This window comes from Bacillus sp. EAC, from assembly GCF_002156875.1.
Taxonomy (GTDB): domain Bacteria; phylum Bacillota; class Bacilli; order Bacillales; family Bacillaceae_G; genus Gottfriedia.
On sequence record NZ_NCSY01000002.1, the window covers coordinates 241067 to 264331 of the forward strand.

General features: G+C 33.3%; 21 protein-coding genes. 7 read left to right on the forward strand and 14 right to left on the reverse strand.

Annotated features, from left to right (window positions below):
- Positions 1 to 51: 51 nt before the first annotated feature.
- A complete protein-coding gene (locus B7R65_RS04345) occupies positions 52 to 3222 on the reverse strand; it encodes an ATP-binding cassette domain-containing protein (protein WP_088041525.1) in 3171 nt (1056 codons plus the stop codon).
- Between the two features lie 207 nt (positions 3223 to 3429).
- Here B7R65_RS04345 and B7R65_RS21215 point away from each other — a divergent pair, with 207 nt between their 5' ends.
- Positions 3430 to 3570: a hypothetical protein gene (locus B7R65_RS21215; RefSeq protein WP_179194764.1), complete on the forward strand. Its 141-nt coding sequence runs from the start codon at positions 3430 to 3432 to the stop codon at positions 3568 to 3570.
- Between the two features lie 90 nt (positions 3571 to 3660).
- Here B7R65_RS21215 and B7R65_RS04350 read toward each other — a convergent pair whose 3' ends face one another.
- Positions 3661 to 3966 (reverse strand): hypothetical protein, encoded by a 306-nt coding sequence (locus tag B7R65_RS04350; protein WP_218780392.1) that lies wholly within the window; start codon positions 3964 to 3966, stop codon positions 3661 to 3663.
- Positions 3967 to 4037: 71 nt separating this feature from the next.
- A complete protein-coding gene (locus tag B7R65_RS04355; RefSeq protein WP_088041527.1) occupies positions 4038 to 5501 on the reverse strand; it encodes a flavin monoamine oxidase family protein in 1464 nt (487 codons plus the stop codon).
- 294 nt (positions 5502 to 5795) lie between these two features.
- On the opposite strand from B7R65_RS04355, the gene B7R65_RS04360 reads away from it, so the two are divergent.
- Both B7R65_RS04360 and B7R65_RS04365 read left to right on the forward strand, forming a co-directional pair.
- Complete coding sequence (locus B7R65_RS04360) at positions 5796 to 6233, forward strand: YybH family protein (protein WP_088041528.1); 438 nt, start codon at positions 5796 to 5798, stop codon at positions 6231 to 6233.
- Between the two features lie 33 nt (positions 6234 to 6266).
- Positions 6267 to 6734: a DinB family protein gene (locus B7R65_RS04365; RefSeq protein WP_088041529.1), complete on the forward strand. Its 468-nt coding sequence runs from the start codon at positions 6267 to 6269 to the stop codon at positions 6732 to 6734.
- Positions 6735 to 6892: 158 nt separating this feature from the next.
- Here B7R65_RS04365 and B7R65_RS04370 read toward each other — a convergent pair whose 3' ends face one another.
- Entirely contained in the window at positions 6893 to 7078 is a 186-nt protein-coding gene (locus B7R65_RS04370; RefSeq protein WP_088041530.1) for a hypothetical protein, read from the reverse strand.
- A 190-nt stretch (positions 7079 to 7268) separates the two neighbouring features.
- Positions 7269 to 7613: a Na-translocating system protein MpsC family protein gene (locus B7R65_RS04375; RefSeq protein ID WP_088041531.1), complete on the reverse strand. Its 345-nt coding sequence runs from the start codon at positions 7611 to 7613 to the stop codon at positions 7269 to 7271.
- 353 nt (positions 7614 to 7966) lie between these two features.
- Between B7R65_RS04375 and B7R65_RS04380 the strand changes: the two genes are divergently transcribed.
- The gene (locus B7R65_RS04380; RefSeq protein ID WP_088041532.1) at positions 7967 to 8575 is read left to right on the forward strand and encodes a trimeric intracellular cation channel family protein; all 609 of its coding nucleotides are present in this window, start codon (positions 7967 to 7969) and stop codon (positions 8573 to 8575) included.
- Positions 8576 to 9588: 1013 nt separating this feature from the next.
- Positions 9589 to 10182 carry a YdeI/OmpD-associated family protein gene (locus tag B7R65_RS04385; protein WP_088041533.1) on the forward strand — a complete coding sequence of 198 codons (594 nt, stop codon included), beginning with the start codon at positions 9589 to 9591 and terminating at the stop codon, positions 10180 to 10182.
- 343 nt (positions 10183 to 10525) lie between these two features.
- On the opposite strand, the gene B7R65_RS21480 is transcribed toward B7R65_RS04385, so the two are convergent.
- Together B7R65_RS21480 and B7R65_RS04390 are read right to left on the reverse strand one after the other, a co-directional pair.
- The gene (locus B7R65_RS21480) at positions 10526 to 10753 is read right to left on the reverse strand and encodes a hypothetical protein (protein ID WP_218780393.1); all 228 of its coding nucleotides are present in this window, start codon (positions 10751 to 10753) and stop codon (positions 10526 to 10528) included.
- A gap of 124 nt (positions 10754 to 10877) precedes the next feature.
- A complete protein-coding gene (locus B7R65_RS04390) occupies positions 10878 to 11069 on the reverse strand; it encodes a hypothetical protein (RefSeq protein WP_088041534.1) in 192 nt (63 codons plus the stop codon).
- A gap of 959 nt (positions 11070 to 12028) precedes the next feature.
- Between B7R65_RS04390 and B7R65_RS04395 the strand changes: the two genes are divergently transcribed.
- Both B7R65_RS04395 and B7R65_RS04400 read left to right on the forward strand, forming a co-directional pair.
- On the forward strand, positions 12029 to 12379 hold the full coding sequence (locus B7R65_RS04395; RefSeq protein WP_088041535.1) for a helix-turn-helix domain-containing protein: 351 nt from the start codon (positions 12029 to 12031) through the stop codon (positions 12377 to 12379).
- Positions 12331 to 14361: a GIY-YIG nuclease family protein gene (locus tag B7R65_RS04400; RefSeq protein WP_088041536.1), complete on the forward strand. Its 2031-nt coding sequence runs from the start codon at positions 12331 to 12333 to the stop codon at positions 14359 to 14361. The genes B7R65_RS04395 and B7R65_RS04400 overlap by 49 nt, the downstream gene beginning before the upstream one ends.
- 297 nt (positions 14362 to 14658) lie before the next feature.
- Here the strand turns inward: B7R65_RS04400 and B7R65_RS04405 are convergent, their stop codons facing one another.
- The 7 genes from B7R65_RS04405 to cccB form a co-directional block, all read right to left on the reverse strand.
- Complete coding sequence (locus tag B7R65_RS04405; protein ID WP_088041537.1) at positions 14659 to 15852, reverse strand: PDZ domain-containing protein; 1194 nt, start codon at positions 15850 to 15852, stop codon at positions 14659 to 14661.
- Between the two features lie 228 nt (positions 15853 to 16080).
- A complete protein-coding gene (locus B7R65_RS04410) occupies positions 16081 to 17514 on the reverse strand; it encodes a S41 family peptidase (RefSeq protein ID WP_088041538.1) in 1434 nt (477 codons plus the stop codon).
- A gap of 175 nt (positions 17515 to 17689) precedes the next feature.
- Positions 17690 to 19153 carry a catalase gene (locus B7R65_RS04415; protein ID WP_088041539.1) on the reverse strand — a complete coding sequence of 488 codons (1464 nt, stop codon included), beginning with the start codon at positions 19151 to 19153 and terminating at the stop codon, positions 17690 to 17692.
- A 334-nt stretch (positions 19154 to 19487) separates the two neighbouring features.
- Positions 19488 to 20780 (reverse strand): murein hydrolase activator EnvC family protein, encoded by a 1293-nt coding sequence (locus B7R65_RS04420; protein ID WP_088041540.1) that lies wholly within the window; start codon positions 20778 to 20780, stop codon positions 19488 to 19490.
- A 269-nt stretch (positions 20781 to 21049) separates the two neighbouring features.
- Complete coding sequence (ftsX, locus tag B7R65_RS04425; protein ID WP_088041541.1) at positions 21050 to 21943, reverse strand: permease-like cell division protein FtsX; 894 nt, start codon at positions 21941 to 21943, stop codon at positions 21050 to 21052.
- Entirely contained in the window at positions 21933 to 22619 is a 687-nt protein-coding gene (ftsE, locus tag B7R65_RS04430; RefSeq protein ID WP_088041542.1) for a cell division ATP-binding protein FtsE, read from the reverse strand. Before ftsE ends, ftsX begins: the two co-directional genes overlap by 11 nt.
- 288 nt (positions 22620 to 22907) lie before the next feature.
- A complete protein-coding gene (gene cccB, locus B7R65_RS04435) occupies positions 22908 to 23234 on the reverse strand; it encodes a cytochrome c551 (protein ID WP_256941153.1) in 327 nt (108 codons plus the stop codon).
- Between the last annotated feature and the right edge of the window lie 31 nt (positions 23235 to 23265).

The window sequence follows — 23265 nt, forward strand, 5'->3', positions numbered from 1 at the left end:
TACAATTATTCTCTTTTGAATTACTTAACGCCATTTACATATCATTCAAGATTAATTATTTCGCTCGAGACACTCATAAACTGCCATCATATCTCGTTTATTCAATTCACGAATTCGGTTGAAGATTGGAATATCTGCAACAGCTTCAGTCAGTAGGCTTTCAGAAACAACATCACTTACTTTGCCAGTTAGCCATGTATGTACGTCTATACCTTCAACGATTTCCTTACGCCCCTCGTCATTAATACCACTTGCATAACAACTTACACAAGGGATTGATAATTTATATACGCCATCATGGAGATTATCTTCTGAAATGACTTTCTTCCCTTTACAGAATGGACAAGGATTACTTGCTTTGATTTTATTAATTAACGTAACAATTTTTTTGTAACCAAACGCTTCATATACGTAAGTTAGTTTTTTGTATTTTCCATTCGTAAAATATTTATCTATAATGGTTTCTCTTGTTTCAGAAATATTGGCGAAATCACAGATTGAAATTAGGTTTTTGCTACTTATCGTTTCAATATTGCCTTTAATACTATCCCAAAAAGGTAGAACATTTTGTAAAACTACTTCATAGCCAACAAAGCTAGCTTGTTCTATTTCATACATTTTCAGGGCAACCTGAGTCTCCCTCGGAAGTAAAGAGACATCTTCTGCAAGTGAAAGATCGCCACCAACAATTGATTTTAGTTTTTCTAGTTCTGGTAAGTTCCCTACTGCTTTGATGACCTGATCAATCGGCTGATTAATAACCTCCCGAATATCTGTTTCTCCAAATTTTAGTTTTTTATGATGGTTAAGCACTGTTCCATGACAAACAGGACAAGTGATCATCTCTTTTGACGTTTTCATATTCTCTTTTATAGGTGATTTTGAAATAGACATATAACGTCCAATGACGATATTAAATCCTTCCCAGATTCTCGAAGCTTTACCTGCTTTATCATAAAATGACTTTTCCCAATAACCATATAAAAACGTATTCTTTTCAGCTTCTGTCATATCATTGTAGCTCTTACTGATATCGTGACCGAGTTCGTTCTTTATTTCATCAAATAGGAATTGTAGTTTAGGATATTGATAATATTTTAATACCTCCATCACGTCTGGATGCAGTAATCCATCCCAAAATGGAACTGTTTTATCTTGAATTACTACGTCTATATCAAATTTTTCAATGACTCGACGACCGGAACAACATGGACAATGATTTTCTTGATAATAGAAATCAAAACTTCTTGTATCTTTATTGGTCGGATGGGCTGCCACTATATGATTGATCAATCCACCAGTTTCATAAAGAAAACTAAATTGACTATACAAGTGTCTTTCAAGGTCAATGGCAATGACCGGAGCAATTGTTTCGGAGTCATACTCACCATAAATTACACGAGCAATTGGTGATAAGCTTTTTAAAATACCACCTTTATAGACATTTTCAGCATTTTTAAAATATGCAATATGATCAACTTTTAAGTAGTTAATTCCATTTCGTGACCTTAGTGTTGAAGAAATTTGTAATGGTGTTACGTTATCTGAATGATCTTTTTGTCGATAATAATCATCATGACTAACAACATCAAGATGTTGAACAGGCTGCGCTCGTCTTTTTCCAAAATCAACAATAAAATCAGAGCTCTCTAGCATATAAGCATTATGCTCAATCATCAAGATTGAGACCGATTCATCTTGTAGAATAACTCTAACACTATCTATAAATTGATTTAAAATATTTTGAGATAACCCTTTTGATGGTTCGTCAAAAATAAAAAGTGTATGTGGGTTTCTAGTGTTGGCAAATAGTTCTGAAACTAAATGAACACATTGAAACTCACCAGTCGATAATGTTTTCGTTTTTCTTTCCAAAGTTAAATAACCAAGGCCAAGTTTAATCAACAAGCTAAGGCGTTTATAGGCTATGTCTTCACTTGGCAGATCATCAATAATATCTTCAATCGAGCGCTGAAAAATATCATCAATGTCATCACTATATTTAGTGAGTTTCTTTTTAATATCGAGAAATGTCGCAACAGTTGAAAGACTTGTAATCGATTGGTTTCGATCTTGTCCAACCATAACTAGCTTATCTTTTGGATAGCGCTTCACGAAATCTTTCGCCATGCATTCATTAACCAATGTCGATTTACCACAGCCAGACTCACCAGTAAAGGTTACAAGTCTATTTTTTGGAATCTGAATGTCAGAAATGTGAATATTACGGCAGAAAAGATCATGAAATTGATAATAGTCTACTGGAGTTTCCTGGTTTCGTTCCCAGCTAATTGGTTTTGGACGTGGAGATTCTTCCACTATTTTTCCGCCATATTTTCCACTACCTGGTCCGAAAAACACTTGCTCATCAGTTATATTGAGCACTGTATCAGAATGGTCAATGAGCCAAATTTGGTTTTTATAACCTAATTGTTTAATCTGATCTAAAATTCTTAATAGCGTTTCATGATCTAGGCCAACCGAAATTTCATCAATAATAATAACGGTATTCTCACTTGTTGCCATAAATTCCGCTAAATAAAGTCGAGTTAATTCCCCGCCTGATAAAGTTCCCATAATTCGATTTAACGATAGATAACCTATATTCATATTAATAATATTTTTAAGTATATTTTGTTTCGCTTCACCAATATGTAAATCCTCTATAAGTGTATAAATGGATTCAATACTCAAGTTGTTAATATCGGAAATAGTATACGGTTTATCAAATAGATCAATTGTATAGTGCAAAACTTCTTGATTATAGCGTTGTCCATTACATTTTGGACATTCGACGTTTTTTGTATAACCACGTCCTTTACAATCCGGACACCAGCCTAGTGGATTATTGAATGAAAAAACTTCTGGAGATAGATTAAATTTTTCAGCAAGACAATCACGAATCTCTTTAAAAACACCTGTATGCGTGCCAATTGTTGATCGTGGATTTGAAGATATTGACGATTTTCCAAGAAAAAGGACTAAGGGCATTTCTTTCATTTTAATCGCACTAAAATTTGTTTCCATAATATTCGGAAAAAGATACTGATACTCAGCTTTAGGCAATAAAGAAACGAGGCGCTTCTTTGATTCTTCTCCGATTGTTTGGCAAAAAGTTGTTTTTCCGGATCCAGACAAACCAGCAATCCCCAACGATTTATCTACTGGTAGTGTTGCATCTAATTTGCTAATATTGTTCGCAATTAGTTGATTTATTTTCATAATCATTTCCTCTCAATTTCTACTTTTTCTATCTAGCATCATCATAGCAGAATTATTTCTTACAAAATTCAATGATATTGCCTAGTCTTTTGTATACTATGACCGTTTTACTGATATAAACATCATACCCATTTTTCCATTTATTGTTAACATCAAATATGACAGATACATGAAATCTAGCACATACTATTCGTGGAGGTGATAAACATGGGTAACAATCAAAATCCACATGTTAAAAAGAAAAAACAAAATTCAGGAATACCTGAGCCTGCTGCAGTAAATTCAGAAGGATATTTTGCTCCAAAAAAATCGAATGCTGAAGCACTTAATGAAGTAAAAAACCAATAGAAATAGACCGTCTTATGACGGTCCTCCTGATTGACTGCATTGAAAACATTCCACTTTAACCGATCAAAACTATTATTTTCTTTTTTACGTTTAACTCGATTCTATTTCAACAAAAACGATTTTTCCAGTATGGCAATAAAGCAATAAATTCTGATGTTCTTCTTCACTATAATATGTGTAACAAGTAAGGTCTGTAAATTCGCCACGGGATATGTCGTGTATTGTGTTTGTAAGTTTGTATGTACTCCCACGATATTTCATCTTACGTTCGATTGACGGTTGTTCAGTTAATATTTGTTCCTTCGATCGGAAATCCATTGAGCTCACTCCTTTTTCTTTCCCTCTTAGTATTGCCGCGACCGATGAGATTAGACGTAATTTGCGTTGTGAATACATTTATTCAAATACTAATGAATTGACATTCCTTCTAAAAAAGGATTGCAGAGGCAATTCGAATAACCCGAACCTCATTCCCTTTTATTAACTTCATACGCTACTCGAACGCCGGACTCAATTGCTCCTTGAATCCAACCTGGCGTAGACGAAATGTGTGCCCCTGCAAAATGGATTCTTCCTTCAGGAGTGCTCATGTAAGGACCCAATTCTTTTTGTTGATATGGTTTCGACATGACAAATGCTCCACCAGAAAAAGGATAGTCTGACCAGCTATGAGTACTTCCTACAATAAATTCTTCATATACTATTTTTCCAAATATATACGAAAGATTCTCTAGTGCTTTTTTTATTCGATCTTCTTCTGACATACTGTCCCAAATGAATGCATCAGATCCCCATGTATAGCTAGCTAAAACGACTCCAGTGCTATTAGAGCCTAACTCATGACTAGGAAAATATGAAAATTTTATCGGTAAATCAGTTGTTATCTTACCTCCGTATAGACCCATCTTTTCCCAAAATCTTGTTTTGAATTGAAGTCCAATTTTTGTCGAGTCTGCATAGTGCATCTCTCTAATTGCTTTCCATTTATTATAAGATATAGACTCATATGGGAAGAGCTGCACGAAGTCCAATAAAGAAAAAGGAATGGTCACAATAACTAAGTCAGAAGTGACTTGGTGTTTAGTAAAATTTTTCTTATCATCAGTAAAGACTGATACACCAGTATTTTCTTGTACGATTCTGGTCAGTTGTTGATTAAAATAAAGATTGTCACTTAGTTGATTTAAAAATGAATTCGGCAACTGATCGTTTCCACCAGTAATTTCGTAAAGTTTAAGGTCTTCTTCAAGAAGTATCATAACTTCTCTTAATACTGACGTAAAAGCAAGTTCAAGAAACCCTTCTATTCCAACTATAGCCTCAATCATATCGACTGCTCCTATAGATAATGATAACCCGACAGGATTATCCTTCAAAAAATTCTCCATTGAATATTGATCGTACTTATTAATCACAATTTCCCAATTTTTTTGAGGGTCTTGTTTAACAAATTTAAGAACAGGATCCACTGCTAGTTTTAATAGTTCTTCCGCTGTTTTACCTCCCTCAATAGGAGCTAATGGAAATCTTAATAAATGGGGGTTACTTTCATAATATTTCTCTCGTGTTAAAACATTATTTACATAGATTGGATCATTAGGAGTACTATTAATAAACTCATTAACAGGTAGATTAAATTTGTTTATATATTCGAATGTAAGTCGGTGAACTGAAGGTATTCGCATTGCTCCCAATTCGACATACTGGTTATTTATAAATGGTTGCCTTTTAGTATATACACGACCACCGAGTCTATCATTTATCTCTAAAATCGTTACTTCATGTCCTGCCTCTTTTAATAAAGATGCAGCAACTAAACCTGACATTCCAGCGCCCACAATCGTAACTTTCTTTGATTTGTTTGTTTTTTCTAATCCACTTCGAATGAAAGATACTATTTGTTCCATTGTAAGATTTAATTTATTATTCATAGAAATCAACTCTTCCACGGATTTTAGGATACCCTATAAATTTATTCGAAATTATATATGTTTAGAATTAATACATATTGAATCAATGTAATTTTGAAATGCTTCGTTTCATTAACAAGCATGAAATATTCCCCATTCTTGTCCTATATTCTATTAGTATGAGAATTAATTGATAGAGTTCAGGCTTATGTTTAAGAGGCTGTTTAATATTAGAGGAAAAATGTAGAAGAAATAGAATACAGTAATGGTAATATATAAACCTAATTTTAAGTGGACAACAAAGGAGATCTAATTATGAGTATTCGTTTTAATAAAGTACAGGATGTTCTAGAAAATTACAGATCTGCAATTTACGAAAAGGATGTTGAGAGATTTGTATCGACATACTCTGCTGACGTGCATGTTTATGATTGTTGGGAAAATTGGGAGTGCATCGGTATTGTCCAATGGAAGGAAACGGTGAAAGACTGGTTTAATGGTTTAAGTGAGGATGGCCATTTACTCAAAACAGATTTCGATAATGTAGTAGTTGAAGAAAATTCTAACCTCTCTTTCGTTCATTGTGCAGTTACGTTCACTGCTCTAGCAGAATCAGGAGAGAAAATTCGTCAAATGACAAACAGATTCACATTCGGATTAAAAAAAGAAAATGAATCATGGACAATAATCCATGAACATTCATCATTGCCATTAAGTATGGAAACTGGGAAGGGTATTTTTAACTTAAAGTAATATTACGATAGCTATTAAAGGAGGCGTTAATCATTGAATCGAATTGACCTGCTTTTAAACGTGCTAGATACAACGTTCGATAAGGAAAGTTGGTATGCACCGCTCAAGCATGCTATTGATGGAATCAATGCAGAACAAGCAAGTTGGAGGCCTGCTGGACAGTCAGCCACCACTATTTGGGAGACCGTTAATCACCTTATTTATTACAAAGAGAGACTTGTTGCGAACATTGAAGGTCGTCAATGGACGCGGATCGACGGTAATGAGACCTTTTATATCACTGAACAATCCAATGATGATAATGAATGGAAGAAAGTAGTAGATCGACTTGAAACCATTCATAACAGTTTAAGACATTTGCTGAGTAAGATGTCAGATGAGGATCTTGACCAAAATTCTTTCGAGAGTAATCTACTAGACATAATGCTACACGACGCTTACCATACAGGCCAAATTATTCAAATCAGAAAAATGCAGGGGTCCTGGCCTTCCCATCGATAACTTTTGTAACAACATTTGTGTATAATTCATTAGTAGAAAAAGGAATGTATATAAAAAATAACCTGTATCTATGATTATCAAGTAATCAACGATACAGGTTTTATATTTCGTGAGTTTTCATTCTTATATAGGTGGTTTCCTGGAGTCTTAATTTCTTTTTACTTACCCAAGATTGCCATTGTCCCTTTAAACACTAAGAAAAGGGAGAAAATTACAATTGCTAAAATACCAATTACAGTTGTTAATGGCTCTAAACTTGCTAAGAAAGTGCCTTCTAAAGGAACTTTTATTAATGCAAAACCAGCTAAAATACCAGCTAACATTTGAAGAATAAATCGATCCATGTTGTTTTCCCTCCTATCAATATATTTTATGTACATTTGAAAGGTAGGTTCAACAAAAGATAGACTTTTATAAAAATGTGCGTATATCATGGTCAACATCTACACGTTATTTTCGTCATTTTGGATCTTGAAAGATTTCTAATAAGAATTCTCAAAAATCATAGTCAATAGGTTCAAAATACTTTCGCTTCTACACGATTGGTTTTTCAAAGATAAATACGGATACAGCCATATCCTCTTCAATCTTTGCATCCGAAAATAAATGAAGTAGCTTCGAACCGACAAGCTCTTCCATTTCTTCAGGAACCTCCTGCCTATATACATCCCTAATCATTTCGGTTCTCGCACTATGAATTACTTTTTTTCCTTCTTGGGATTTTGCTATAAACTTTTCCGTAGGAGTTAGAATACCACTCATTGTCGTTACTGCCATATTCTCAACGAAATGAGTAAAAATCCGCTCTGGGCCCTTTCCGAAAATTTCTTTCCGCATTTTCCGCACGATATCATTAAACGCTGTTTCCTTTTTCCCCATATTCTTGCCTCCTAACAATTCAATTCTTACTAAATTTACTGATTAATTTTGTCTTGTTTTTTTGGATGAGAGGAGTATAATTATGTCTATTGAACATAATTTATACAAATTTTATGAATGGAATTCTAATAAAATATTTTGTTAGAGCTCTATTTAATATTCCCAATGGAATGATTCATTAGTAGGAATTGCTAATTGATTACTCCACCACAACATCTCTTTAGATGATCTCTTGTGGTGGAGTTTTTTTGTGTGGAAAAAGAAAGCAATCTTTTCTCTCTCACGATACTCTATTCCATTGGTCCCATTTTTCAATTAACTATTAACATACTATATTAGGGGGTATTAGAGGAATGTCTTGGACAGTTCTACATTTTATCGGAATTATTTCATATGCAGCAAGTGGAGCATTTGTTGCTCTTGAAGCTGAATATTCTTTTATCGGAGTTTACGCTTTGGGATTAACCACAGCATTCGGAGGAGCGATGATTCGAAATTATATTATCGGTGTCCCTGTCTCTGAACTATGGATCCATTCCATCATTTTAACGGTTTTAATGACTCTGACAATCATCGTATTATTACCGCTAAAGTGGATCAATCATTGGAAACGATGGAGTTTATTTTTTGATTCAATTGGACTTGCTTCATTTGCTCTCCAAGGAGCAATGTCAGCAAAAGAAGTTTTTTCGGATGATTTTGGCGTAATGATATTGGCATCTATGTTTACCGGCGTTGGAGGAGGGATGATTCGTGACATAATAGCTGCTCGAAAACCTCTTGCCTTAAAAGAAGAAATCCATGCAATATTAACGATTTTATGTGCTATATGTATATGGCTTGGTTGGAACAGCCCACTTCAGTTGACTCTGATTGTCCTGGTTGTTATCGCTTTACGCATGTCTGCTATTCGCTATCAGTGGAGGCTGCACTTACCCTGCCACTTTAGAAAAGGGAGTTAAACAGATACATTTATGTATTCTACTGCCAGGTGAAGATTCTTTAGGAAAATCAATCTATAAAAAGGTGATTTAAGTTTTAGCAGTCAAATAAAACTTAACTACTTAATTTTTTAAAAAAGGAAACACATATAAGCCCAGCTAGTCACCTTACTGGGCTATATTAGAATATTAAAGAAAATTTTAACCGGTGAACCTTAGACTTTTAACAATAATTTTCAACTTCTTCAGTGGGAGCCTATATCGAAAATAACTTTAGACTATGTCCAACTTTTATATATTATTGGAGCAATTTTTTAAACTTAAAACCTGATTAACTTAGACATCTTACCTTACATAATCCTATATAGTTCAACAGTACAATTCAATCATACTTAGTAAAACTATTTAAGCAATCAAGTTGTGAATCTAAGGGTTTATGGGTGGTTAACGCAAGTGATAGGTAGATCATTAAGGATTTTGCAAAAAAAAAACCAGCTCAAAATAGCTGGTTTAGCTTAAAATACAATCTTCAGTATCCCGCCTAGTAGTAATAGTACAGATCCTGTCAATAGAGTAATTCTCGTGGATCGATTAGATTTATGAAAAAGTTTAATTAATATTTTCAACACCTCACTTTTAATAAATAGCTTACTAATATTTATTATGAGTAAACATTTAATAAGATAAGAGTATTCATGTAAATAGTTATAGTTCAGTCCGACATTATACGTTTTTAATAGAAGTTTCTAATATAACCATTGCATGCCTTAGACAAATAAAGAATGGATTCAATTTAGCAAAATACGTACATACTTTTAAAAGAATTATAATTATTATACTTAGAATTTAGAGCTTTTTGTAAGGATTACAGTGGTTTTTTAGTTTTCGACAATCGGTTATACTTTTCCTTTTTGGCTTGGAGATGTGATCTAAAAGGAACTAATACCAGTGGTTTAATAAAAATATGTATAGTAAAATTAAACAATTAAGTAAAGGTAAAAAATGGTATGAAGAATTTGAGTGAGGTGTTCTGTATGACAGAGAATAAAATTAATCCTAAGGTTGATGTATTTTTAAGGAAAGCCAAAAAGTGGCAGGAAGAGTACGAGAAGTTGAGAAAAATCGTACTTGATTGTGAACTGACCGAAGATTTTAAGTGGATGCATCCTTGTTACACTTTTGAGAATAAAAATATAGTTTTAATACATGGATTTAAGGAATATTGTGCGCTTCTGTTTCACAAGGGTGCCCTGTTAAAGGACTCCAACGGTATTCTAATCCAACAAACGGAGAATGTGCAGGCGGCGCGCCAGATTCGCTTCACGAATGTTCAAGAAATAATCGAGATGGAAGACATCATAAAGGCCTATATTTATGAAGCCATTGAAGTGGAAAAAGCCGGCTTAGAAGTGGAATTTAAAAAGAGCTCAGAATATATAATTCCTGAAGAATTCCAACTTAAATTAGATGAAATTCCTGACTTAAAAACTGCTTTTGAAGCATTAACACCAGGTCGACAAAGAGCATATATTCTTCATTTTTCTGCACCTAAACAATCTAAAACTCGAGAGTCAAGGGTTGAAAAATGTATGCCGCAAATTCTCAATGGAAAAGGGTTAAATGATTAGACGATAGTCTACTTTAATCTATTTGCGTTCAATAAAAAGGAACACATTCTAAAATAAATGTGTTCCTTTTAGCTTAATTATTTCCGTCTTTTATGAACAATCACAACAATTGTGATTGTTCATTATCTTCCGGAATACGTTGTTAATATCTCGGCTATTATTAAATCACTTTTTTCATAATCCTCCGGAAAATTTATTTTATTATTGATAATATGAAGATTTTTATCATAAACTTTCGGAAAAACATTCACTAACTTTTACAACTAATAGAAAAAGGGCTACAAAAATGTAGCCCTTCCTTTTTCAACTATCGCATGCGTTAGTTACATAAGGAATTTGATTTTTATAAAGAAAATATCGGCAATACACTAAAGGAAATACCCATTAATAAAAATATAATTTTACCTACATACCATGGAAGCATCAAGAAGAGATCAACAGTAATATATATACTTCCTCTTTTTTTTGCCTTTTCGTGACTTTTTTTGTTATAGAATATCGCAATAATTATAACAATAGCGATTCCAAGAATTTGTGCGAAAAAAGCTCCTGATGATATATATTCATTCATTTCACATTTTAATATGATTTACATTAAATTATATCATTTCTTATTGAACTAGAACGGCAAATACTTAAATAAGAAAAAGCTTTATTTTAATTGATTTATACTAAAGGTAAAGGTAGTAAAGTGTCTAATCCCAATAATTAAACAATACATCACCTATTGTTATTGGGTTCCAACGTTCAACTTGTTCTTTAATTGTACGCACATTTCTTAATTCTTCATGATCTTCAAGAAAAAAATTCTTGTTTAGGTCACTTACTTTCATTACTGTATAACCCGTAAACTCTACTGCCAACTCTTCAAATTCGATAAACTCCAATGGGAATGAATTTCCAAATTCACCGAATTCATCTGCAACACAAAATGCTACAAAAGGCTGTGCATCATTTACTACTGCATAAATAGGTTTTGGAAGAAAGAAAAACTTTACTGCATAAAAATTTTTATAATCCCTTTCTAAATCAATTAATATCTCACATTTAATATGTCTTCTTGAAGCGATCTCTTTACACTAAGAATAAAACTTTGATTTATTTATAGTGGGTGGCTCTGGATCTTCTCCTGGCATGTAATATCCACCCGTTATTCCATATGGTAAATTCATTTTGGTCATTTTTAACTCCTATATCAAATTGTATTTTAATTAAATTAATTATTCCAATTAAATGGACCTGAAATGATATTCCTTGAAGAAAATATCCTGTCATTTAGTGCATTAAAAAAAGAACTGCCGAAGCAGTTCGTGGTTGTTTAACTAACGCATGCCTTAGTTGAATTAGAAAGGAAATTAGTAGTTATCAAACAAAAATTATTTTTCATTTAAGAATTTAAAAATCCTCCATAATTCTCCAATATTATTTACTAAATCCTCTTGTAAGCATGAATTTGAATACCAATATAATATAATCCTGATTCCTCCGTATCATAAAATGACCTTACAAATCTGTCACTCGATTCCTCGAATCATACATTAGTTGATTCGTTAACAAACTTAAATGAATTATTTATATTTAATTTCACCATTTATTTTTTCAAATTCTTCTTTGAACATCCAAATGAATACACCTGTAGTTAGTCCTACATTAGGGGAAGTAGTGTCAGAGATTCAATCAGTAATTGTTACATTTCTTTCCACTTGACAATCAACTTTTATTTAATACTGTTAACATTAAATCATATCGCACTTTTCGATTCTTGTCAAAAATATCTTGAATTCCATAAAGCACTGCATTACAATCACAGTATAAACAAACTACGTAACACAACTAGAGGGGCAGATTGATTGAATTGGTAAAAAGAATACTAACAGACCAACAAGTAATAGAAATAAAAACAAAGTTAATGAACGGTGTTTCTAATGTTGAGTTGACACGAGAATATGAGGTGTCATCTGCACTTATAGCAGATATTAAAAAAATGAAAACATACAAAAATATTTTTGTTCAAGGATGCAATGTTAGACCCAAGCCACCTGTTCCACAAACTCTTGTGAGTAAGCTTCTTCTTGAGGGAGTTGTGTATAATGAGATAGCCGAAAAGTGTGGTGTAAATAAGGCAACAATAGTTAGAATAAGAAAAAAATGGAAGCAGAAGGGATTATTGGCAAACATGATAACAACAAAAGATTAACAGATGACCAAGTAAGAGAAATAAGATTAAAATTTATGGACGGTATTCCTAATGTGGAAATTATGGAAGAATATAAAATAGCAAAAAAAACTACCTCAAATATTAAATTAATGATTACACACCAACATGTTATTATAGAAGGCTATGATGTTGAGGAAATTAAGAACAAAAAAAGAGCAAAACGAAAGTGGTATATTTCTAATCAGACAACATCCAATTGGAAGGTTAAGGGTATTATCTACAGAGCCACAAATACTGTTAACGGTAAGATGTATATCGGTCAAACTGTTAAAACTTTACAAGTAAGAATGGTTAATCATAGATCTGATGCGATGGGTAAAGTATCTAAAAGCAACTACCATTTCCACAGAGCAATCCGTAGATATGAATTTGAAGCTTTTGAGTGGGAAGTAATTGACGAAGCAGACAATTATGAAGACTTAAATGAGAAAGAAAAGTACTGGATTGACTATTACGACACCTTTAACAATGGCTACAATATGACAGTTGGTGGCGAAGGTAGTAATGGGTATATTATTACAGAAGAGGATACTTTAAAGAGAATCAAATCGCAAGGTGTGAAACCGTTTATTCTCTTTGACACAGAAGGAAATATTAAAGGTGAATATGAAGTAGTAAAGTGGGTAGAAAAAGAATTGGAAATCCCTAGTGGTGGAATATTTAGTACATTGTACAATACTGCTTTCTCTACTACCTCCTATAACGGAACTACTTACAGTGCGATATACACAGATGATTTTACCCATCTAGCAATGTGGGAGAGAATATACAAAATCAATAATCCCCATAAAGCAAGAGGCGAAGATTCTGCAATGGCTAAATTAACAGAAAAACAGGTGTTAGAAATCATTGATTTAATATTGGATGGATTTTCGTATAAAGAAATATCTAATAAATATGATATCCATGTTAATACTATCAGTTCGATTGCGAAAAGGGAAAATTGGTCACATGTTAAATTATCTATAGATATAGCGAAACGACTTCAAGAGTTGATTGAACGAAATAGAGAAGTTTATGGACATCTATCAGATGAAGAAGTACGTGAAATGCGGTTGAATTTCATGGATGGTGCTACTATCGAGGAAATGACACAGGAATACGAGATGTCAGAAAAGGCTATAAGAGACATTAGAGATATGTGTTCGTATACACATGTTGTCATCGAAGGCTATGATGTAGATTTTATAAAAGCAATTCACATGAAAGTGCCTCCACAAATGCGAGAGGAAATAAGAGAACAACTTATGCAAGGAGAACTTAAACAATTTGAGATTGCAAATATATACGATGTTCACACAACAACAGTAGAGAGAATAAGAAAAGAAATGGTATTAGAAGGGATTGAACCACCTTCACGAATCGGTAAAATAATAGAGAAAATCAAAACATATCTTCTCGAAGGAAAGCTTATGAATATAGAGATTGCAGAAAAATGTGGTGTTCACCCACAAATGGTGTCAAATCTAAAGATGAAAATGATATCAGGGGGAATTGTTATAAAGTCGCCTCCTCGACCTTTATCTTCACAAACTGAGCAGATTAGAGAACTTCTTAAACGGGGAGTCAATGCACAGGAAATAGCAGATACATTTAATATGAACGTATCAAATGTATACAAAAAAAAGAGAGCAATGCAAAAAGAAGGGATTATTCCTCCTTCACGAGATATGGCTAAAGTTGCAGAGAAGATACGAGAACTTATATTGCAAGGAGTTACACAGAGAGCCACTGCAAAAGCAACTGGTGCTAGTCGAAAGACTGTGCAGAAAGTAAAGAAACGAATTCAAGAAGAAGGGATTAAGCTTCAATCACGAGATAAGGATAAAATCAAAGAGGAAGTCAGAGAACTTCTCAAGCAAGGATTTGTGCAAAAAAGGGTTGCAGAAATATGTGGTGTAAGCTTGGCAACTGTAGAGAGAGAAAAGAGAAAAATGCGAGATGAAGGGATTGCTATATAGCGGTCTTTTTTTTGTCCAAAAATCCTCTAACTCCATTTTAATCGTATCTACTAATAGAGACAACTAAACAGAAAGAGGAAGATGCCAAGTCCAGCATGAACATGCGGTATCCTCCAACCACGCTATTTCATTATTCCACTAAACTGCCAAATACTTGAATAAGGAAATATAAAAAAAGGATCATATTTCGTTAAGAAATACGTTCCTTTTTTTGTTTTTACTTCCATTCCGGAAGATTATGAAATATATTCCGGAGGTTTTTGAAAAAATTCCGCGAGTTTATGAAAAATCACACAATCAGCCAACCTGTCCAGTAAGTTTAGCTTCTTCTTCAGGGAAAAGGAAGCCTAACTCATGGTGGTCACCTTCATATACTGCGCATTGAGTAATACGGATTTCATTGTTAAAGTCTAGTACTTCAATTTTGCAATATGCGCGATTGATTTGGAGTGCTTCATAGAATTCTGCAACAGTAGACACGTTTTGACCATTTACTTTTGTAATGGTTTCCCCTACCATAATTTCCATTTTGTCTGCAACTGAGTTTGGTAAAATCCCTAATACAACTAGACCAACAGCTTTTGATGTGAAGTATGATGAAGTGCTAATGTCTCTAGTTTTATGAATATAAGATATTACTTCCCGTCCAACGACTGCGATGGCTACTGCTACAAATGCTACGAATCCAACAAAATAGCTCGCAATACCACCTATACATACTAAAATGGATAATGTAACAACCTGTTTTCCAACAAGTTTAATAGACTCTTTGGCAACCATTCCTTGTACGAGATGATAGAAACCAATTCCGAATGGTACGCAAAGTATAGAATAGCCACTTTCTCCTAATGGTAAAGTTGGCCACCAAGAATAGTCGCTAATGATTGTCCCATTTGGAATAAGCAAAAATAGAGGTACAAGCCATAACTTGTTTGTTTCGTGGGCTCCAACCCGTTTACCACGTTTACTTTCGATAAATAACGGAGTCGTATATTTTGCAGCATTACGCTGAACTAATATTCCCTCAGCTAATAATAATAAACTTAATAGAATCGTAACAGCTGGAAGCATAGCATTCATATCTTTTGGTATCACTTTTTCTAATAACGATAGCGAAGGCACAGCTTTGTTTAGTAAAGGCAATGCAATTAGTGCCAATCCAAATACATATGCTGGAGACATCCACCTAAACTGTAATAAAAGAGCACTAACAATCGTTAAAATACTAATTAATGTTATCATTTCTATTGGAATACTAATTCCTACTAGTAATGAAACAACTGAAAGGATCCCACCTATTAGTAGTCCATACAATAAAGAAGTCTTCCATTCAAACGATGCATTAAAAATACGTATTGAAAAATGCTTACGTTCTCTCTTTACACGTAAATAACCACTAAAAAGAGTTGCAATAAAGAATATATAAGTAAATGGATTTAAAAATAATTTCGCGAATCCAACTAAAAGTCCCATTAAACCATCTGACCACATAACGTTCACCACCTTTTCTTAAATTAATAGATTCATATATATTTATGTTATCGGTTTATACTCACTTTTTCAAAGGGAATATTCCTTTTAACAAGAAAAAAGTACACTTCCCCTTGAAGTGTACTTTCGACATTCAATTTAGAAACTCCTGCTTTAGCTTGTTACAATCTATCTATTTCCCAGGAATTATGTCAAAAGAGGACGAAATTAATTCGCCCTCTTTACACTTTATTTAGAAACGATATCTAATGCTTCTTCTAATTGAGTATCATTTTTCTCATCTCTAATTTTTTCAATTAATGATGCTTCAAGCTTTTCCGAAGTTAACGGATCAAGCTTACCATTCACAGTAGCTCCAACGTCTTTTTGGAATTTCTTAATTGCTTTTTCAGTTCCTTTGCTGAAATATCCGTCTTGACGTCCTGTATCATACCCTATACCATTTAGCATGATTTGAGCTTGTTTAATGTTTTCATTATTATCATCATATTTAAATGTTTTCGTTTTATCGATTGGAGTTGCATAGAAATAATCTGGTTGTTTAACTGCAACATCTGGCTTAATACCTTTTTTATGAATCCATGTTCCATTAGGTGTTAACCATTTAAATTGAGTTAATTTAATATTACTTCCATCTTTAAAATCAAGTGTAGATTGAACAGTACCTTTACCATATGATTTCTCTCCGATTAATTGATAATCTCCTGCTTCACTTAATGCAGCTGCTAAAATTTCTGCTGCTGACGCGCTTCCTTTATCAATTAATACGTCGATTGGATATGGCTTGGCTTTATTTAGCTTAGTGTAATACTTCTCACGTTGACCATCTCTATTTTCAACTTGTAAATAAGGCTCATTTTTAACAACTAATTCTTCAAGAACTCCCTCAACTGCTTGTAAGTAGCCTCCAGGATTTCCACGAACATCGATTGTTAAACCTTGAATATTTTGATCTTCTAACTTTTTCAGTTCTTTCTTAAACTCATCAGCCGTTTTTTCGTTAAATGACGTAATGTGTATATATCCAATTTTTTCACTGTTTATATCTTTAACTGAACCGAAAACTGTATACATCGGAATATCATCACGTTTAATATTAAATTTGATAGGCTCTGGAACGCCTGGACGTTTAATTTCAATCGTTACATTTGTTCCCTTTTTACCACGAATTTTTAATACTGCATCATATTGAGATAAGCCTTTGATACTTTTCCCATCAACAGTTAGAATTTCGTCTTTTGGTTTTAAACCAGCTTTTTCAGCAGGTGAATTTTTGATTGGTGACACAATAATTAGCTTTTCACCATCTTTTGAAACTTCAGCCCCGATTCCCTCAAACGAAGAACCTAATGATTGATGGAATTCTTTCGCTGTTTTTCCATCCATATAAGATGAGAAAGGATCATCTAATGTCGTAACCATCCCTTGAATGGCACCTTCAGTTAATTTATCAGGATCAATTTTTTTCACATATTGATTTGCAATAATTTCATATGCTTTTTGTATTTTTGCAATGTTTTCGCCCTCTGTCGCCTTTACTTCTTCACTTTGTGATAATTTGTTGACGATAGAACTTGTACCATCATTGAAACCAAATGCCCCTACTCCAATACCAACAACAAATGTTGCTGACGCAAGTATCACTGAAGTCTTTCGATTCATAAAGAACCTCCCATCCGTTCATTTTAGAACGTATCAATCTACTATATAGTGTATGTATAGAAAAAGCATCACACAGACGTGCGATGCCTTTTCTGTTCTATTATATGATAAGTGAGTATCACTTATGATTGCAAGTAGAACACTATTTAATAAATATTTATTAGAAGAAATTAATCTATTTTGGTAAATGTTGTAAGTAAGGTGATAAATCTAAGCCAAGTTGATTTGCAAGTCTTTCACCTAATTTAGCATCTGCACGGTAGAAATTACATACAGCTCGTAATTTTATTTTTTCATCTACACCTTCTATGTCCGCACTAATATTTTTAATTAATGCATCTTGTTCATCTTTACTATATCGATTCCAAACTTCTCCAGCTTGACCGAAGTCATTTGTTTTTTCAATCTTTTTACGTTCCGACACACCATTAAGTGGCTGAGCAACTTCTACATATGCTACGTCTTCTTTTGGCGTATCTGAATAACTATTTGGTTCAAAATTAATCTGATGTGTCTGTTGACCAAATGGCATGTGTCCGTCTCGTTGACCATTTGCAACTTTTGCAAAAGGACAGTTGATAGGAAGTTGCAAATAATTTGCACCAATACGATATCTTTGAGTATCTGAATATGAGAAAAGTCTTCCTTGTAATAACTTATCTTCTGAAGGCAGTATACCAGGTACTAGCACACCTGGATTGAAACCAACAGACTCCGTTTCAGCAAACACATTTTCAGGGTTACGATTTAAAATCATCGTTCCAACTAATTGACGAGGAATAACATCTTCAAACCAATCCTTCGTCGGATCTAGAGGATCAAAATCAAAATCATCCATATCAGCAGGGTTTAATACTTGAACATATAAATCCCATTCCGGATAATCACCATTTTCAATTGAATCATACAGATCACGGCTTGCGTGGTTGAAATCTTTACCTTGGATTTCACTAGCTTCTTCCATTGTTAAGTTCTCAATACCCTGTTTTGGTACCCAACGAAGTTTTACATATACTGTATTACCATATTCATTAACCCATTTAAATGAGTGAACACTAGAACCTCTCATTTGACGGTAATTTGCAGGAATTCCTTCATCTGTAAATAAGTGTAATAACATATTCGTAGATTCAGGAGTTAATGACATGAAGTCCCAATAACGATTACCAGTTTGAAGATTTGTTCTCGGATCTGGTTTTAAAGAATGAACCATATCAGGGAACTTCATCGCATCTCTAATGAAGAATACTGGTAAATTATTTCCTACAAAGTCATAATTTCCATCTTCTGTGTAAAACTTTACTGCAAATCCACGTGGATCACGTAGGGTTTCTGGTGAATGCGTACCGTGTACAACTGTTGAGAAACGTGCGAAAACTGGTGTTTCTGTTCCAGCTGTTTGTAAAAATTTAGCTTTAGTATATTTTTTCATACTATTTTTTGTAACGAAAACACCGTGTGCACCTGCTCCACGTGCATGTACAACACGCTCTGGTACCCTTTCACGATCAAAGTGAGCTAACTTCTCAATTAATTGGTAATCTTCTAATAGAGTCGGTCCTCTACGTCCGGCAGTTAATGAATTTTGATTGTCTCCAATTGGAACACCTTGATTTGTCGTTAAACGATTATTAGTCATATCAGATCTCCTTATTTATAATTATTATTATTTAGTATTAATTATATAATATTGTAAATCATAATGAAAATCAATATCAAATTATAATTATTATAAACTAGTAATTCATTTAGTCGATTTTAACCACCTCTTTACTATGTAAATGACCGATTTGCCTAAAACTAGTTAATGATAATACCTGTCTAATTAATGTTTATTTCACTAATCCCCTTTTTAGCATTAAAAATAGTATAAAATCGAAACAAAGAATAATTATAAATAATAAATACTTGTAAAATACAAAAAACCTATCCTAGAAATATAGGTTAGGTTTAAATGATTAATTTGGATTCAATTAGAAATTAATATATTTTTGTGGATCAACAGCATTAGTCTTACCATAATTCCATTCACCTTTATGTAATTCAAAGTGTAAATGTTGGCCAAAAGAATGTCCTGTATTACCCATGTAGCCAATTTTTGTTCCTTTTGAAACAGATTGGCCTGTTGAAACATTATAGCTATCTAAATGCGCGTAAACAGTTGTCCATACTTGTCCATTTATATTATGTGTAATGAAAACACAATTCCCATAAGTGGATGATACATATGCTCGAATGACTACTCCGTCACCGGCAGCTACAACTGGAACACTACCACTTGCTGCTATATCAACTCCATCATGGAATTCTCCACCTTCAAATGAACGGGTACCAAAACCAGATGAGATATAACCAGATGCTGGTCTAGTAAAGTTACCACTAGATACTGGCGGAGTATTATCTGATCCACCACCTGTTGATGGCTTATTGTTATTATTATTATTTTTATTCTTTTCAATCTCTGCCTTACGTCTTGCTTCTTCAGCAGCAGCTCTCTTTTTAGCTTCTTCAAGAGCTTTTTGCATTGCAGCTTGTTGACTAGCTAGTAATTGATCTTGCTCTTCTAAGTTTAAAGCATCTTCATGAGCTTCTTTTTCTTGCGATTTGAGCGAAGCCATAAGCTTGTTTTTATTACTTACTTGACTTGCTAGTTCAGTTTTTAGATCTTCTAAATTAACTAGATCTCGTTCAATTTTTGCTTGTTTAATCGTCATTTCATCTTTCTTACTGCTTACATCAATTAGATCTAAATTTTGCTGTTTAATAATATCTTGATCTGCATGCATGATAACTTGTACAGCACTCATTCGTTGAACTAAATCTCCGAAACTATTAGAGCCTAATATAACATCGACGTAAGATAACATCCCACCAGTTTTTTGAAGCGAACGCATTCTGTCTTTTAATAACTCTTGTCTTGTATCAATACGCTTTTCAATAAATTCAATTTCTTTTTTAAGCTTTTCAATTTGCTTTTTACCACTATTAACTGCATCTTTCGTTTGGCTAACCTTTTGCTTAGTATCATCCATCTTAGCATCTAGTTGTTCAAGCTCAGCAACAATTTTTTCTTGATTTGCTTGCAAGTTCTCAATTTTGTTATTTGCTGCGTTTGTTTGATTTTTAACCTCACTACGTTTCTTTTTGATACGGTCAATTTCTGTTTGGTACTTACTCTCTGCAAAAGAAACGGATGGGATTGCCGCGATGATGAAAGTACTGCATAAAACCGTAATCATTACTTTCTTAGTTTTTCTCTGTTTCATCTAAGATCCCTCCTTATATGTATATAGAAAAGCTTTAGTATCGTTCTCAACTCAGATAGACGTTAAATTAGACACTAAAGCTTATCATTTCATTACTTTTTGGCTGTTTTCGTATACGTTGCTACTATTTATCTGTTATTGGTTGAGTATCGATCCATTCAAACGGATTATTAACCTGTTTGTATTATCAGAACCCAATAAAAACAACAATCTATTTAAAAAGAGCCTACTTATTTAAAACAATTAAACTTTTATATAATATTTTCAAATTATTTACGTAAGAATTTTCGGATTGACATTACAGAACCCCACATACCAATTACTGCACCAATTCCAATTAGAACACCTGAAATTTGGTACACAAATGGTGAGAACGGAAGTAAAGTAAACATAGATCCAGCTAATTTCGGCATTAGCATATTATAAACAAGGTTATAGCCAGTCAAGATTAATCCAATAGGAACAATTGCCCCTAGAACACCAAGGAATAATCCTTCTAATAAGAAAGGCCAACGAATAAAGTTATTTGTTGCACCTACTAATCTCATAATCTCAATTTCACGACGTCTTGCCATGATTGTAATTTTAATTGTATTAGAGATTAAGAACATCGCAGTGAATAGTAGACCAACAATTAGTACTAAACCAATATTTCGACCAACTGAAACTGCTTTAAATAATTTTTGTACTTGTTTTTTACCATAAATTACATCATCAATATAAGTTAAGCCTTCGATTTTCTTTGCAACTGGTGCAATTTTATCTGGCGAATCTGTTTTAACAATAAAAGTATCATTTAATGGATTTTCTTGTTCAAAAAGTTGGAATGCTTTTCCATCTTGTCCCATACTTTTGATCAAATTATTTAGTTCTTGATCTTTAGATGAGAACTTAACTGTCGTAACATGATCTATTTTCTTAATATTATCTTTTAATTCAGCTTGTTGTTTCTTAGTTGCTGTTAAATCAACTAGCACACGTATTTCAACATCTTTTTCTAAAGTTGTACCGATATGATTAACATTCAGAATTACAGTTAAGAATACACCTACTAGCATTAACGTTACTGCAACAGCACTTACAGACGCGAATGTCATCCAACCATTACGTTTTAAGTTACGTAGACCTTCACGAACATGTCTTCTCGCAGTTCTAGCTTTCATAACCGTACACCCCTCTCGCTTGGTCGCGTACAATTTTTCCGCCTTCAATTGCAATTACACGTCGTTTAATATTATTAACAATATCTTTGTTATGTGTTGCCATTACAACTGTCGTACCGCGATCATTGATTTCCTTAAAGATATCCATAATCTCCCAAGTAGTTTCAGGATCTAGATTCCCTGTAGGTTCATCCGCAATTACAACTTTAGGTTTGTTTACAATTGAACGAGCAATCGATACACGTTGTTGTTCTCCACCAGAAAGTTCTGTTGGTAAGAATCGAGCTTTATGTTTTAACTTAACTAGTTCAAGAACTTCCATAACTCTCTTCTTTATTGTTTTCGGATTTTCTTCTATAACTTCAAGTGCAAAAGCAATATTTTCATATACAGATAATGTAGGAAGTAACTTATAATCTTGGAAAACTACTCCTATATTTCTTCGTAATAATGGAACTTTACTATTCTTCATCTGGCTTAAATCAATTCCATTAATTAAAATCGTACCCTTTGATGGTCTTTCTTCACGATACATCATCTTAATGAATGTTGATTTCCCAGCACCACTAGGTCCTACAACATATACGAATTCACCTTGGCGAATCTTTACATTAATACCATTTACCGCAAGAACACCATTAGGATAAGTCTTGTAGACATCTTTTAACTCAATCATGACATTCTCCTTATTTTTGTTCCTTTTTTATCGAATAGGAATAAACCCATTTTATTTGGTTTTACAAAATCTCTATCCTTAACCAATACCTGCTCTTAATCTACATAATTCGATATATTTAGCTAAGCTCCTCTATTATACCATCTAAAAAATGTCAATACTGATAAATTTATGTTACATTTTGAATAATAGTCAATATTTAATTCGGCCTATTTACTAATTTCTTTAAATAAATGGTGATAATTGTCATATAAATGAAAACAGACCATAAATGGTCTGTTTTAGTTTTTATTTTTTAGTTGCTAACCATTTTGCTACGCTTTTAGCATCATTTCCTTGAAGTACACCACTTGGCATTGATCCTCTGCCATCATGTATGATATTTTCAATATCTTTTTCAGAGTATTTTGCGCCGACCTTTTTTAAACTCGGTCCAACGATTCCTTCAAGCTCGCCACCGTGACAGGTAGCACAGCTTTGTTTAAAAAGTTTTTCCCCATTACTGACTGAAACTGGTTCACCAGAATCTTTATTGTTTGAATTATTATTTGAACCACATGCTGCAACTGTTAACAGCATTCCCCCTGTAATAAAAGCAAATAATAGCTTTTTCACAAAAATCTCCCCTTTAAAAAATGCCATTAAA

Coding starts and splice junctions, on each gene's coding strand:
- B7R65_RS04345 (WP_088041525.1), bottom strand. CDS start 3,222: ATGAAAATAAATCAACTAATTGCGAACAATATTAGCAAATTAGATGCA.
- B7R65_RS21215 (WP_179194764.1), top strand. CDS start 3,430: ATGGGTAACAATCAAAATCCACATGTTAAAAAGAAAAAACAAAATTCA.
- B7R65_RS04350 (WP_218780392.1), bottom strand. CDS start 3,966: ATGTATTCACAACGCAAATTACGTCTAATCTCATCGGTCGCGGCAATA.
- B7R65_RS04355 (WP_088041527.1), bottom strand. CDS start 5,501: ATGAATAATAAATTAAATCTTACAATGGAACAAATAGTATCTTTCATT.
- B7R65_RS04360 (WP_088041528.1), top strand. CDS start 5,796: ATGAGTATTCGTTTTAATAAAGTACAGGATGTTCTAGAAAATTACAGA.
- B7R65_RS04370 (WP_088041530.1), bottom strand. CDS start 7,078: ATGGATCGATTTATTCTTCAAATGTTAGCTGGTATTTTAGCTGGTTTT.
- B7R65_RS04375 (WP_088041531.1), bottom strand. CDS start 7,613: ATGGGGAAAAAGGAAACAGCGTTTAATGATATCGTGCGGAAAATGCGG.
- B7R65_RS04380 (WP_088041532.1), top strand. CDS start 7,967: ATGTCTTGGACAGTTCTACATTTTATCGGAATTATTTCATATGCAGCA.
- B7R65_RS04385 (WP_088041533.1), top strand. CDS start 9,589: ATGACAGAGAATAAAATTAATCCTAAGGTTGATGTATTTTTAAGGAAA.
- B7R65_RS21480 (WP_218780393.1), bottom strand. CDS start 10,753: ATGAATGAATATATATCATCAGGAGCTTTTTTCGCACAAATTCTTGGA.
- B7R65_RS04400 (WP_088041536.1), top strand. CDS start 12,331: ATGGAAGCAGAAGGGATTATTGGCAAACATGATAACAACAAAAGATTA.
- B7R65_RS04405 (WP_088041537.1), bottom strand. CDS start 15,852: ATGTGGTCAGATGGTTTAATGGGACTTTTAGTTGGATTCGCGAAATTA.
- B7R65_RS04410 (WP_088041538.1), bottom strand. CDS start 17,514: ATGAATCGAAAGACTTCAGTGATACTTGCGTCAGCAACATTTGTTGTT.
- B7R65_RS04415 (WP_088041539.1), bottom strand. CDS start 19,153: ATGACTAATAATCGTTTAACGACAAATCAAGGTGTTCCAATTGGAGAC.
- B7R65_RS04420 (WP_088041540.1), bottom strand. CDS start 20,780: ATGAAACAGAGAAAAACTAAGAAAGTAATGATTACGGTTTTATGCAGT.
- ftsX (WP_088041541.1), bottom strand. CDS start 21,943: ATGAAAGCTAGAACTGCGAGAAGACATGTTCGTGAAGGTCTACGTAAC.
- ftsE (WP_088041542.1), bottom strand. CDS start 22,619: ATGATTGAGTTAAAAGATGTCTACAAGACTTATCCTAATGGTGTTCTT.